The sequence below is a fragment of the Macrococcus equipercicus genome, assembly GCF_024205945.1.
Lineage (GTDB): Bacteria > Bacillota > Bacilli > Staphylococcales > Staphylococcaceae > Macrococcus > Macrococcus equipercicus.
In genome coordinates this window covers 452,171-466,059 of the sequence record NZ_CP073809.1, presented here as the reverse complement: position 1 = coordinate 466,059, position 13,889 = coordinate 452,171, and the positions used below count along the sequence as shown (strand labels likewise).

The window sequence follows — 13,889 nt, the reverse complement described above, 5'->3', positions numbered from 1 at the left end:
GTCGTTACCGGTCAGAGGTGACTTTCAGTCATGAATTAAGGTGGCACCACGAAACTTTCGTCCTTGTTAAGAGGAGAAAGTTTTTTTATTTTATAAAGAAAAGAGGAACATCCATGTCAACGATTCCATTCAAAGCAGATCATGTCGGCAGCCTGCTCCGTCCGACAGAATTATTGCAGGCAAGAGAAGATTTCAAAAAGCAGCTGATTTCAAGAGACGAACTGACTCGTCTTGAGAACAGGCTGATTCAGGATATCGTAAAGAAACAAGTGGACACGGGCTTAAACAGCATTACAGACGGAGAGTTCCGCCGCGCATGGTGGCACTTCGACTTTATCGAAGGACTGAACGGTGTGACCGGCTATATTCCTGATGAAGGACTGCAGTTCAGCGGCGTGCAGACGAAAGCATATGATGTCAAAGTGACAGAACAAGTAACAGCGAACTTGAACCACACCCACTTTGAACATGCTGATTTTCTGCTGCAGGCAGTCGGCAGGCAAGGGACAGCGAAAGTCACGATTCCAAGTCCTAACCAGCTGTTCCATCCGAATATTTTAAATCATGATATTTATCCTGACATCAATGATTACCAGCGCGATGTCTCTAAAGCTTATAATGCCAGCTTGACTGCACTCTATGACCTCGGCATCCGCTATGTGCAGCTCGATGATGTTTACTGGGCAGGACTGGCAGCGACTGAGCATAGAATTAAACGCAGACTGCGCTCTCAGGCAGAGAAGCAGGCAGCAATCAAGCTCGCAGTGAAGACCGTGAACGATGCGATTGCCGGACTGCCCGATGACCTGCATATCACGACCCACATATGCCGCGGCAACTTCCGTTCAAGCTGGGCGATGAAAGGCGGCTACGGTCCGATTGCAGAAGATTTGTTCAAAGAAAATCTTGCCGGTTTCTTCCTGGAATATGATGACGAGCGGTCAGGCGATTTTGAGCCGCTTCAGCACTTCAAGCGTGATGACTCCAAAGTTGTGCTCGGCCTGTTCACATCAAAGCACGGTGCGCTCGAAAATAAAGAGACAATCATCGAACGCGTCGAAGAAGCAAGCCGATATGTACCGAAAGAGCAGCTGGCACTCAGCCCGCAATGCGGCTTCAGTTCAACCGAAGAAGGCAACCTTCTGACAGAAGACGACCAATGGCGCAAACTGAAATACGTCGTCGATATTGCCGAGGAAATACTGTAGGTGACTTCGAATAAATAAACCTGACAGCAGTCAGGTTTATTTTCGTTATAAGGACGGTGCACTGCCGCCGTCGATATTGACGGCAGTGCCTGTAACGTAGCTTGCAGCGTCTGATACTAAAAATGAGATCACGTTCGCCGCTTCTCTTGTATCGCCGATGCGCCCGAGCGGAATGTTGAACTTCGGATCACGCGCATAGTCTTCCCATGACTGCTCCGGCGCCTCTGCCTGCCAGCGTCTTTCGATCTGACCGCTGCGGATAAGACCGATGCAGACGGCATTGACGCGGATGTTGTAAGGGGCAAGGTCTTTACTTAATGTGTTCGTCAGAGCGAGGCCTGCTGCTCTTGACACAGAAGTCGGAGACGTATTAGCGGGCGGTGTCTTGCCTGCCACTGCTGTTAAATTCAAGATGGCCCCGCCCTGCTTTTTAAGTTCCGGGAGTGCTGCATGAATCATATGGATCCAGCCGAACAGTTTCAAGTTCAAGTCGTTCTGCCAGTCATCAAGCGACACATTCTCAAAGTTTTCAGCGAAGGCAGAGCCTGCGTTGTTGATCAGTATATCAAGATGACCGTACTTTTCAGCGGCAAACGCGATGACTTTCTTCGCATCTGCTTCGTTCGTAACGTCTGCTGTGACGTAATCGACTGTCCTGCCTGTTCTGTCTTTTATATACTGCACGGCGTCTTGTAAGCTTTCCTCGTTACGGGCAGTGAGTATAACGACTGCGCCCTCTTCCGTCAGGACGGCTGCTGTTTCTCTGCCGATCCCTTTACTTGAACCTGTAATGACTGCTACTTTGCCTGCTAACTTTAAATCCATCTCAATCACTCCTTTTACTTTATTATAAAGAAGCAGCGCACAAATTTTAAACTAAAAGGAATCGTCGAATGTATATCCAGAAATATATGAACCACTGCATAAAGATTTAGCGCCATCAAAAACTCCGCAGACGAAGGTCTGCGGAGTTATTCATGATATGTTCTTCTGAACCCGTAAAATGGTCTGAACCGGTTCTCGTAATAGCTTTTGGAGCTGCTTGTCGCCAGGAGTTCCATACGGGTCGTCGGATATAAGCTGTGAATGTGATCAAGCAGCATTCTGCCGTACCCTTTTCCCCGCTGATCATGCCGGATGATTAATTCACATATATATAAAGACACATGACCGTCTGTCAGCGCACGGATGCAGCCGATGACGTCTCCTGCCTCTTCGATGACATATGCTTCACTGCCAAGCCAGCTGTTCAATGTCTGCTCATGACGCACGACTAAATTATCCCAGCCTTCGTCACGGTTCAGCTGCTGGATAGTCTCAATATCAGCAGCTTTAAACTTGCGGATCATTCTACTCACCGAATGATGGCAGATTCAGCTGCCAGCTGATACCGAAGCGGTCTTCTACCCAGGCGAACTTTCGTGCGATCGGCTCTAACGGTGCGAGTTCCATCAAAACTTTGCCGTTAGTCGACAGCCGGGCATACAAATAGTCGATTTCTTCTTCACTGTCGCAGTTAATAGCAAAAGACATGGCAGGAGTGAACGGAATCGCTGTACTATCCGCATTATCAATCGCCATGAACTGCTGGTTATTCAATGTAAATATACTGTGATTCACGGTTCCCGGTGCACCCGGACCTTCTTCGCCGTATTTATTGATCGAGATGATCTGACTGTTTCTAAATATCGTCGTGTAAAAATCGACCGCTTCTTCCGCCCGGCCGTTAAACATTAGAAAAGGCACTACTTTTTGCATTCTCATTGTTTAGTCCTCCTTCAGTGTAATGAAATGTCAGGGAAAATGCGACAGAAACGCACAGTCACTCAGACCGGCGTTTCTTAAAGTGCATAACGTCTGATCACTGCTTCATGCTTAGGATAGAGCGGCAGCAGCTCTTCAGCTTTAAAGAGCTCGAAGTCATCGAATGTAAAGCCGGGTGCCACCATACAGCCGACAAAGCTCCAGGCTGCATCTTCTACCGTTGATGCAAAGATCGTGCGGGCAGGCACTAGAAACTGCGGCACTTCGCCTTGTTCAAGGTTCATACCCAGCTTGACCACCTCGTAGCGGCCGTCCGGATGGATCATGTGGATTGTAATCGCATCGCCGCCGTGATAGTACCACAGTTCATCAGAAGTGAGCCGGTGAAAGTGTGAGATGTTGCCTGACTCGATCAAGAAATAAATACTGGTGAACAGCTGTTTATCTCCAGTGGTTTCGGCTGAAGCATAGGACTGATGAAAGTATCCGCCCTCAGGATGAGGCTGCAAGTTGAGCCGGTTAATAATCTCTTCTTTTGTAGTCATAAAGACCTCCTTATAAAGTACTGATATATAAAGATGAATGAAACACGTTATGCTCCATTCATCAGTAAGCAGACTATTTAATCAATAAGTTTAACTACTCAGGCAGTGCGACGTTATGGTGCACAGTCTGGACATCTTCTAAGTCTTCAATCGCATCTACCAGCTTCTCAAACACTTCAAGATCCGCTTCAGACAGCTCTAATTCATTTTGAGCGACCATTGACAGTTCAGCGACCGTGAACTCTTCAATCCCTGCATTTTTAAGTGCCGTCTGCACCGCTGCAAACTGGTCGGGTTCTGCATAGACGATTGTCTGCCCGTCTTCTTCCAGCACGTCACGGACATCGATATCTTCTTCCATGAGCAGTTCGAGTGTTTCGTCGGCAGACTTACCTTCAAAGCCGAAGATCGCCGTGTTGTCGAACATATAGGCAACAGAGCCTGATACACCCATGTTGCCGCCGTTTTTACCGAACGCTGCACGGACATCACTTGCTGTCCGGTTGACGTTGTTGGTCAGCGCATCAACAATCAGCATAGAACCGCCCGGACCGAAGCCTTCGTAACGCAGTTCATCGAAGTTCTCCTCTGCGCCGCCTTTTGCTTTTTCAATCGCACGGTCAATGATGTGCTTCGGCACTGAGTATGTTTTTGCGCGCTCTAAAGTGAATTTCAAGTTCTGGTTGGATTCCGGATCCGGTTCGCCAGATTTAGCAGCCACATAGATTTCACGCCCGAATTTCGCATAAATCCGGCTTGTATTTTTATCTTTTGCAGCTTTTTTCTCTTTAATATTGTTCCATTTACGACCCATAATGTCATCCTTCTTTCAACTAATATAGCTCTATTATACACCAAATATAGAACAAAAAAAGAGACGGTGTCACCGTCTCTGTTAATCCTTCAATATACTTGCAAGTCTCAATACATCCATGATGATGTTGAGCAGGTTGATAAATAAGTTGAAGCCCATTTCCCGTGCCGAGAAGTTACCCCGCTTCATTCTGTTGAAGTCATAAATCGTATACAGCAGGAAGATCGCAAGACCTGCAATCGTCAGCACTAGCTGGAACATCGGAATGTGAATGAACAGTCCCGCGAAACTTGCCAGTACGAGGACAATCAGCGCCGGGAAGAGCAGTCTGCCGAGATTGGTCGCATCACCGACAACAAAGTAGCCGAGAAATCCGAATGCAAAGAATGAACCGACTGCAAGCCCGATGTTCTGATAAAACGACATGGCGCCTAAGTCAGCGATGTAGTACGTAAATGCCGTATAGCTGACGACGCCGAGCAGAAATGCCAGTACATTCGACAGCAGGGAATCAAATTTTCTAGAAGCTTTCACAAACAATGAAATCATAATAATCGCAAAGATCAACATGGTAATTGGAAATCTCAAAGCATCCGGTACAAACTGTCCGACAAATGTTCCTGCTAAAAAGACCACCCAGTAATAGACGAAGTAAAGCCAGGCTTGTTTAACGCTGCTTGAGCGTGAATTTGAATAGGTTGATTGATAGTTCATAGCATAACCTCTTTAAAGTGAATTCATCCGGTAGGATTAATTCATATTTTACATGGTCAGCCAGACAATTACAAACTTTCAAATTAGACGAACATGCTGAGCAGCAGAATGAAAATCAGACCTGTGACAGAGATGATTGTTTCAAGCAGTGTCCATGTCAATAATGTCTCTTTAACAGATAGACCGAAGTACTCCTTGAACATCCAGAAGCCGGCGTCATTGACGTGAGAGGCAATAACACTGCCGGCGCCGGTCGCAAGAACGACCAGTGCCACATTGACATCACTTGCCGCCAGCAGCGGAATGATAATACCGGTCGTAGAAATCGCTGCGACAGTGGCAGAACCAAGTGCAATCCGCAGTACAGCAGCGACCAGCCACGCTAAAATAATCGGAGAGAAGTCTGAATGTGTGAACAGTGTCTCAACATGCTTACCGACACCGCCGTCAATCAGCACTTGCTTAAAGGCGCCGCCCGCTCCGATAATGAGCAGCATCATGCCGATCGGATAGATGGCGTCAGTGACTGACTGCATGACATCTTTCATCGGACGTTTACGTCCAAGACCCATCGTAAATATGGCAAAGATAATAGACAGCAGCATAGCAGTCGATGCATCCCCTAATAAGTAGAGCGCTTTAATGCCATTGCCCGGTGTTATATTTTGTGCGCCGACAATCAGTTTAACGATTGTCGCCATAAGCATTAAGATGACAGGAAACAATGCGGTCAGTGTACTGATACCGAATCCCGGTGTGTCTTCAAGCTTGAAGTGGACATTCTTTCCTAATGACGAAATATCCCCTTCTTTCGTGAAAGCAGTTGGTGCGATTTTCTTTGCGAGCTTATTGAACACGGGACCTGCGATAATCGCGACCGGAACACCGACGATGAAACCATACAGCAGCACTTCCCCTAGATTCGCACCGTATTCCTTGGCGATGAGCACAGGCCCTGGATGCGGCGGCAGGAAACCGTGAGTGACAGAAAGAGCAGCCGCCATCGGAATACCGAGATGAAGCGCCGGTAGTTTTGTTTCTTTCGCGATTGTATAGACAATCGGAATCAGTAAGACAAGACCGACTTCGAAGAATAAGGCGATACCGATAATGAACGACGCAATGACAACTGCCCACTGGATATTTTTCAGGCCGAAGCGGTTGATCAGCGTGTTGGCGATACGGGTTGCACCGCCGCCGTCAGCCAGCAGCTTACCGAGCATGGCGCCAAGACCGAAGATCAGTGCGATATGACCGAGCGTCCCGCCCATCCCCGTTTCAACTGTGGCCACGACTTTATCAAGCGGCATCCCGAGTAATAAAGCAGTGGTGAAAGCTGTGATGATAAGAGCGATAAAGGTGTTGAGTTTGAACCCCATAATTAATACAAGCAGCAAAATAATTGCGATAGCTACTGTGATCAGCGGCCACTGTTCTACAAAAAAGTTCATTTAATAGTCCTCCTGTTTTCAGTTCTCTTCGAGCAGCTGTTCATGACGGCGCTGGAAGGCGGCGATTGCCGCGTAGTTCTCTTCCAGGCTCTGCGTCAAGTTAATATAGAGCGGAAGTATTTCCCGGTAAATCTTTACGTTGTCAAATGCCGGCGTATGTTCGAACGAAGCACCGACCATGTCGCTGATATGAGAGAAATCCTTTTTCATGCCCAGTGCGACCTGGCCAAGTGCCATCGCACCGAGACATGAGCTCTCATGGCTTTCCGGCACGATCAAGTCGTGCTCGAAAATATCCGCCATCATTTGACGCCACAGTTCACTTTTAGCAAATCCACCGGTCGCCTTCAATGACTTGACCGGCTCATCCATCAAAACATTCAGCGCGATGAACACGGAATACAAGTTAAAGATGACACCTTCCAGTGCTGCACGGATCATGTGTTCTTTCTTATGGGACAATGTCAGCCCGAAAAATGAACCTCTGACGTCAGCGTTCCAGTGCGGCGCCCGTTCTCCTGCCAGGTATGGATGAAAGAGCAGACCGTTACTGCCCGCAGGTACGCGTTCAGCAATCTTCATGAGGACATCGTAGCTCTCAACGCCGAGGCGTTTTGCGGTCTCTGTTTCGCTCGCTGCAAACTCATCGCGGATCCATCTGAGGACGATGCCGCCGTTATTCACCGGCCCGCCGATAACCCACTGGTCTTTCGTCAGAGCATAGCAGAACAATCTGCCCTGCTTATCCGTCTTCGGCTGGTCAATGACTGTGCGGATCGCACCGCTTGTACCGATAGTGACCGCAACTTCACCCGGTTTGAAGGCATCGACACCGAGGTTGCTGAGGACACCGTCAGAAGCACCGATAACAAACGGTGTTCCGGCATCGATGCCCATCACATCCGCAAATCGTCTGTCCATATCTTCATAATACGTTGTCGTATCCACAGGTTCAGATAACTGTGAGTCATCGATGTCCAGCAGCTGCAGCACGTCCTTGTCGTAGTCAAGCTCATGAATATTGAACAGCCCGGTCGCTGAAGCGATGGAATAATCAATGACGTAGCGGTTGAACAGCTTGTAGAAGACGAACTCCTTAATGCCGATGAACTTCTTCGCCCGCTGGAACAGTTCAGGCTTCTCTTCTTTCAGCCACATGATTTTAGAGAGCGGGCTCATCGGATGAACGGGCGTCCCGGTCCGGTGGTATATATCAAGCCCGTTATATTCTTTATTGATCTTCTTCGCATACTGATAGCTTCTATTATCCGCCCACGTGATGCTGCGTGTAATGGGTTCATTATCATCATCCATGACAATCAGACTGTGCATCGCACTTGAGAAACTGACAAAAGCAATCTCGTTTTTAGCGGCACCTGCTTCCCTGACAACATGTTTGATCGTCATTAACACCGCATCAAATATTTCATTCGGATCCTGCTCAGCCGTATCAGCAGTCGGTGTATGCAGCGGGTATTCCACGTGATGGACGGCTTTAATCGTCCCCTCGTCATCGTAAATGACAGCTTTCGTACTTGTCGTACCGATATCGGCACCGATCATAAACTTCATGTTACTCACCCTTCCTCTGTTTACTGGAATGCCATAAGGCGTCAATGTGACTGTCGACATCATCAAAGTTCAGATGCATCGCCTGCTTGAATAATGCTCTGTCCTTCGTGACAATCGCCTGGATATATAACAGATGATTATCAATCACCCGGGCAAAATCATGCGCCTCCTCAGTCATCCGCTTCCTCATCGAAATCAGGATGAGCGTCTCCATGATCGGCTTTAAGTTCTGCCATAAATAAAGGACCTGCTGATGATTGACGAAGCGGATGACGGTCTGATGGAACAATATGTCCTGCAGACTGAACTCATCAGCATCCTTGAACTTAACGGCCACTTCCATCATCGCGATAATTTTGTTCAGCTGATTCAACAGTTCAGCTGACTCGAGCTTCATCAGCTTTTCAAAAACGAACCCTTCAATCAGCAGTCTAATATCATAGATCTCTTCAATATCTTTCGAAGACAGCCCGATGACTGTCACGCCCATCCGTTCGCTGCTGATTAAGTTATCAGAGGCGAGCATCTTAATAGCATCTCGTATCGGCGACCGGCTCGTTCCATACATTTGTGCCAGCTGGTTTTCAGTCAACTTATCACCCGGCTTGTAGCTGCCGTCGATGATTTTCAGCCGGAGGTCAGCTGCAATTCTCTCTCCAGATGATGCTTTATCGAGCCATTGTTCAGGAAACATGTCATCCCTCCCGCATACTTGTATACAAGTATAGTAATGTAAAAACGCTTTCTTGTAAACGGTTTCTTTTTTTCTTCTTGCTAGAGCTGATAAAAATCTCCATAAAAAAACAGGCAGACTATTATAAGAGTCTGCCCATTAATTATCATTATATGAAAATATTCAGCACCCAGAACATCAATGCTGCAATCACGGCTGAAATCGGCAGTGTGATTACCCATGTAATGATCATACGCTGTGCCGTCGTCCATTTCACACCTTTAACACGATGAGATGAGCCGACACCTAAAATAGATGATGAAACTACGTGTGTTGTTGACACCGGCAGATGAACATGCGTCGCACCGAAAATAATCAGCGCTGAACTTAAGTCAGCTGCCACGCCGTTCGCCGGACGTATTTTCATAATATTGCCGCCGACTGTCTTAATGATTTTCCAGCCGCCGATCGCTGTACCGAGACCCATTGCCGTCGCACATGAAATCTGTACCCAGTGCTGGATGTCGTCGCCGGTCTGCAGTCCTGCTGTAATCAATGCCATCGTGATAATACCCATTGCTTTTTGAGCATCGTTAGTCCCGTGTGAGAACGCCTGCAGTGCTGCAGTGAAGATCTGCACGAAACGGAAGTTGCGGTTCGTTTTTGTTAAGTTGTTGTTCTTGAATATAACCTTAAAAATTGAATACATAATATAGCCGATAACAAATGCAAGAATCGGTGATACAAGTAAGGCAATGATGATCTTGATGAAGCCGGAATAATGCAGTACATTGAATCCTGCTGAGGCTATAGCTGCCCCTGCCACTGCACCGATAAGCGCGTGTGAAGAAGAGCTTGGTATGCCGTAATACCATGTGACTAAGTTCCAGACGATTGCTGCAAGCAGTGCTGCCAGAATCACGACTGACCCGTTATTAAGTGTAAACGGATCGACGATGTCTTTAGTGATTGTTTTCGCGACACCTGTGAACATTAGTGCACCGAGGAAGTTCATCACCGCTGCCATTAAGATTGCATGGCGGGGCTTCAGTGCTTTTGTTGAGACAGCAGTCGCAATGGCATTCGCCGTATCGTGGAAACCATTGATGAAGTCAAAGACTAACGCACAAACAACGATTGCCATCGTAATGATTAATATAGGTTCCATCCTAAAAACTCCTTAGCTGTTCTTCATAATGATTGATTCAAGATTATGCGCCACAGTCTGACATTTGTTTGCGATATCTTCAAGTGACTGATAAATGTCTTTTATCTTCATAATCACTACAGGGTCGGATTCAACAGACAGGATATGTTTGATAGATTGACGGAGAATGCCGTCACAGTTTGTCTCATGCTCTTTAATATTGATAGAATGCACGCGGATATGTGAGAATTTCTTCTGCGCTACTAATCCTACTGCAATTTTGATTTCTTCTGCGCAAGCTTGAATATTTTTAACGAATTCAGCAGTGAATTCATCTGTATAATCGATAGAATACATTTCGAACATGGCAGCTGTCTCTTCCATACCGTCGAGTACATCATCGATCGCATTAGCCAGTGCTAAAATATCTTCACGTTCAATTGGTGTGATAAATGTCTGGTTCAAATCAGAGATAATCTGATGCATTAAGTTATCACCATTTTTCTCGAATGCTTTAATGCCGTCTGCATATTTCTTCAGATCAAAAGCACTGTGGAAATTCATTTCTCCGAATGCTAATGATGCACGCTGCAGATTTTCAGCCATCGCTTCAAGTTGAATTGCAAATTTATCTTTTTTTCTGTTAAACATTAAATAATGCCTCCTATGGTTTAGCCACCTATTCTTGTATCAGGTCAACGATAATATTTTATATGAAATCGGACAGGAACGATAGCCTCTTTGTAAACAAAAAGTAAATTTCGTATAGAAAATATACTAATATTGAATAAATTTTGTACTTTGTAAATTATATATTTATTTTATGTTACAGTTTTGTAAATTGATTTATTGTAATTATACTGTTCTGTCTAAAAGAGCTGTTCTACTTATTAGCAATAATAAAGAAAGTGAGCGCAGTTACAGCCCGGCGCTCACTTTCTTTAGCTATTAATCTTTTGTATAGGACTTGACTACACCGCGTGTTTTCTCCTCATTAAATGCCTGAATACGCATCTCGACATCGAACACATGCATGGTCACCTGATGAAACGGGGACTGGCAGAACTGATAAAACCATTTCGGCATGGACGGGACGTAGTCATTAATGCCGACGATGACTTCATTCGTATCAATCAGCCGTCTGAACTCCAGCCGTCCCTTGTTATCACAGCTTTGTTTGACAAGTGTCCCGGCAGAAATCTCAAATAACTGCCGGTCGTTATTCGTTACATCGGTCAGCTGGGTCAGTATGATTAGGTCATTAGAGCACGCCTGCAGATGATAAGCCCCGTTCTGATGTTCAACATTCGATATTTTAGGAACGATATCGTTATAGTAATTAAAGTAGTGCGTGACGAAGCGTTCAAGCGTCCATGACTGCGGCAGTTTATATCTGACCAGCACTCTGACATCGTCTTGTTTTGAAGTCTGATCCTGTGCCATTATCCCTTTACGCCGGATTTTGCTCGTCGTCACTTTGACAGGTGTTTTATAATGTCTCAATATTTTCAGCGTCTCTTCATCTTCTGTAGCGCCAGCGATATAGATGATTTCCTTGATCTGGTTCTTCTCTGCAGCCCGGGCATAGTTGTCAGCAGCGATAGCGTTTAAATCGCTGAATTTCGCTTCAGTCGTCTTACTCGACCGTTTAGTCGGATCAAGAAAGTAAACAGCGAAATCTATGCCTTCCATCGCCCGCTCCACATCTTCCAGATTAAATATATCGCCTTGTGTCCATAATGACTCTTCCGGATACTTGGACATCGCCGTCACAGCCATCTCTCCGCTCAGCACTTTATATAAATGGCTGCCAATATAACCAGTGATGCCTGATAATAATACTTTTGGTCGCATATAAACTGCCTCCGTCTCATTCAGCATAGTTTTATTTTATCATACCAGCCATACATCGCTATATACCTGCGCCTGTTCCTTTAGTTCCTGCATCATACGGGACTTGGTTCGTATAGCGTCCTAAAAACATCAGCAGTTGCTGATAAGTCAGCTGGGACTCCTTGAGCTGCATATGGAATTGGTATTGATGCGGCAGTCGATGTGTCCCATCAAAAAAAGCCGTCTTGTAAGGCACCTGGTTTTTCTTCAGCACAGCCACAAGTTCCTTACCTTGTGAGTCGAACGGATCGGCATCTCCGACCGTCAAAAACGTCGGCGGATATTTTGCTGTCACTTGTTTAACTGTAGACATTTGATTAAGCGGCAGAAAGTTCTTTTCCCAGTCCGCTTCCCCGGTATAGCTTTCCATAAACAAATTAATCCGAGGGAATTTTGTTGCTCGGACACTATTCATGTCGTAAAATCCGCCGAATAAAATGACTGCTTTCAGCTGGCTTTGTGAAAAGCTCTGGCTGACAGCCATCTCTTTTCGCAGCAGTGGATTTGTCTGAATGGCTGCAAACTGGCTCGCCAGCTGAGCCCCCGCTGAATCACCGCCGATCACAATCTGCGTTTTGTCAAGCGGCAGTCTGAGTGTATTGCGCATCATATAGCCCGCCGCTGCTATCTGCTGCTTAATCGGCGTCGGATACTGATATTCTGGTGCCAGCGCATAGTTCATATTCGCAATGATGAACCCTTTTTCTGCGAGCTGTGCCAAGTATGGGTTTTTATGCTTTTTATCTCCCGCAATAAACCCGCCGCCGTGCGTCCATAAGATGAGCGGCAGTTTGTCCCCTTTTTTCACTTTCTTCGGCATCAGTATATCAAGCTGGCTGTCATGGATTTTGCTGTAGGTGATATTGCGGTACATTGTAATGTTGTCATTCTTGAAGACCGGCCCGGCAATCTGCGCAGAATCCCGTGGAATCTGATCGGCGATCAATCCGATGACAAACAGCCAGAGTATACTCCCGCCCATCCACAATAATTTTTTCATCGCTGTAACTCCTTTGTAGTTGAAGGTTATGCTATATGTTTCTTACCCCGGCTTTTTCTGACAAAGTATTTGACGAGAATACCGACGCATAACAGCAGCCCGATATACCCCATTGCCGGATACAGTTTGCCGACGAGGTCGACAAAGCCGATGAAGCTCAGGAAATAGCCGATAACCATCGCACCGACGAGCAGCAGCACATATTTTTTTGAATACGGCTCTGTAAAGCGCGCGACAAATGAATACATCAGGCCGACGATTGTATTATAGATGACGGTCAGCATAATAATACTGAGTGCCAAACTCAGCGCCGGATGTATCATGCGGCCGAGCACAAGTGAGGGAATCGGAGAATCTTTCACTTGATCGAGCTCAGTCAGAAGACCGGAATTCACCATCATCAAGAGAATCAGCAGCACAATACCGCCGATTGTCCCGCCGCGCCCTGCAATCACTTTCCGGCTTGAATCACCGCCGATTGCTGTCAGCATGCTGAAAGCTGTGGAGAACGCAAGGCCGCCGTACAGAATACCATCCCACCACCAGCTTTTAGACGGCTGCTTCGAGACATCGATATGCCTGTTCACTTCATTGAACGCCAAGTCGCCGTTAAAGAAGAAGTAGACCGCAATCGTCGTGACGACAGCAATAAGAAAGGGCGTCACTAAACCGAGCGCTCCGACGATTTTATTGAAATCCATCATCAATGTAGCAATGACTGCCAGCAGCATGATCAATGAGCCGAGCCATATCGGAACGCCGAAGCTTTCATTGAAAGCACTCCCTGCCCCGGCCAGCATAATAATAGAAATAGCGTATAGGAAGAATACCAGTACATAATCGATGACTTTTCCAAATTTTTCACCAAATAGGTAGTTGATCGCACTTTCGTGACTGTCTGCCTCTAACCCCCGGCCGATCTTAGTAATCTCACGCCCGAAAAAAGCGAGCATCAGCCCTGCAATCAAAATGGCAGCATAACTGTATGTACCGTAATTCGTGAAAAACTTCAAAACTTCCTGTCCTGTCGAAAAACCTGCACCAACAACGACCCCGACATAAGCAGAGCCGATTTTAATAGCTTCTTTATTCTTTGACACTTTATCTC

Annotated in this window: 15 protein-coding genes and 1 other annotated feature (1 of these 16 cut by a window edge); of the genes, 1 reads left to right on the top strand and 14 read right to left on the bottom strand. The window is 46.4% G+C overall.

Annotated features, from left to right (window positions below; all coding sequences use genetic code 11):
• Positions 1-68 (top strand) — a binding site (T-box leader) (it extends 138 nt beyond the left edge of the window).
• Positions 69-113: 45 nt separating this feature from the next.
• Positions 114-1,208 (top strand): 5-methyltetrahydropteroyltriglutamate--homocysteine S-methyltransferase, encoded by a 1,095-nt coding sequence (locus KFV11_RS02480; RefSeq protein WP_254250276.1) that lies wholly within the window; start codon positions 114-116, stop codon positions 1,206-1,208.
• A 45-nt stretch (positions 1,209-1,253) separates the two neighbouring features.
• On the opposite strand, the gene KFV11_RS02475 is transcribed toward KFV11_RS02480, so the two are convergent.
• The 14 genes from KFV11_RS02475 to KFV11_RS02410 all read right to left on the bottom strand — a co-directional run bounded on the left by KFV11_RS02475 (position 1,254) and on the right by KFV11_RS02410 (position 13,881).
• Positions 1,254-2,033 (bottom strand): SDR family NAD(P)-dependent oxidoreductase, encoded by a 780-nt coding sequence (locus tag KFV11_RS02475; RefSeq protein ID WP_149457918.1) that lies wholly within the window; start codon positions 2,031-2,033, stop codon positions 1,254-1,256.
• 146 nt (positions 2,034-2,179) lie between these two features.
• A complete protein-coding gene (locus KFV11_RS02470; protein WP_149458331.1) occupies positions 2,180-2,557 on the bottom strand; it encodes a GNAT family N-acetyltransferase in 378 nt (125 codons plus the stop codon).
• Position 2,558: 1 nt separating this feature from the next.
• A complete protein-coding gene (locus tag KFV11_RS02465) occupies positions 2,559-2,972 on the bottom strand; it encodes a VOC family protein (protein WP_149457917.1) in 414 nt (137 codons plus the stop codon).
• A gap of 77 nt (positions 2,973-3,049) precedes the next feature.
• Positions 3,050-3,517: a cupin domain-containing protein gene (locus tag KFV11_RS02460; protein ID WP_149457916.1), complete on the bottom strand. Its 468-nt coding sequence runs from the start codon at positions 3,515-3,517 to the stop codon at positions 3,050-3,052.
• Between the two features lie 94 nt (positions 3,518-3,611).
• Complete coding sequence (locus KFV11_RS02455; protein WP_149457915.1) at positions 3,612-4,331, bottom strand: YebC/PmpR family DNA-binding transcriptional regulator; 720 nt, start codon at positions 4,329-4,331, stop codon at positions 3,612-3,614.
• 81 nt (positions 4,332-4,412) lie between these two features.
• Complete coding sequence (locus tag KFV11_RS02450) at positions 4,413-5,045, bottom strand: Bax inhibitor-1 family protein (RefSeq protein ID WP_149457914.1); 633 nt, start codon at positions 5,043-5,045, stop codon at positions 4,413-4,415.
• An 83-nt stretch (positions 5,046-5,128) separates the two neighbouring features.
• Entirely contained in the window at positions 5,129-6,496 is a 1,368-nt protein-coding gene (locus KFV11_RS02445; protein WP_254250275.1) for a gluconate:H+ symporter, read from the bottom strand.
• Between the two features lie 18 nt (positions 6,497-6,514).
• Positions 6,515-8,068, bottom strand: coding sequence for a gluconokinase (gene gntK, locus KFV11_RS02440; RefSeq protein ID WP_254250274.1), 1,554 nt, complete (start codon positions 8,066-8,068; stop codon positions 6,515-6,517).
• 1 nt (position 8,069) lies between these two features.
• Complete coding sequence (locus KFV11_RS02435) at positions 8,070-8,762, bottom strand: GntR family transcriptional regulator (RefSeq protein WP_254250273.1); 693 nt, start codon at positions 8,760-8,762, stop codon at positions 8,070-8,072.
• 148 nt (positions 8,763-8,910) lie between these two features.
• Positions 8,911-9,909: an inorganic phosphate transporter gene (locus tag KFV11_RS02430; protein WP_254250272.1), complete on the bottom strand. Its 999-nt coding sequence runs from the start codon at positions 9,907-9,909 to the stop codon at positions 8,911-8,913.
• 12 nt (positions 9,910-9,921) lie between these two features.
• Entirely contained in the window at positions 9,922-10,539 is a 618-nt protein-coding gene (locus KFV11_RS02425; RefSeq protein ID WP_149457909.1) for a DUF47 domain-containing protein, read from the bottom strand.
• A gap of 297 nt (positions 10,540-10,836) precedes the next feature.
• Complete coding sequence (locus tag KFV11_RS02420) at positions 10,837-11,742, bottom strand: NAD-dependent epimerase/dehydratase family protein (protein ID WP_170234486.1); 906 nt, start codon at positions 11,740-11,742, stop codon at positions 10,837-10,839.
• A 58-nt stretch (positions 11,743-11,800) separates the two neighbouring features.
• Positions 11,801-12,781 (bottom strand): alpha/beta hydrolase, encoded by a 981-nt coding sequence (locus KFV11_RS02415; protein WP_254250271.1) that lies wholly within the window; start codon positions 12,779-12,781, stop codon positions 11,801-11,803.
• A 26-nt stretch (positions 12,782-12,807) separates the two neighbouring features.
• Positions 12,808-13,881: a YkvI family membrane protein gene (locus tag KFV11_RS02410; RefSeq protein WP_149457906.1), complete on the bottom strand. Its 1,074-nt coding sequence runs from the start codon at positions 13,879-13,881 to the stop codon at positions 12,808-12,810.
• Positions 13,882-13,889 lie beyond the last annotated feature (8 nt).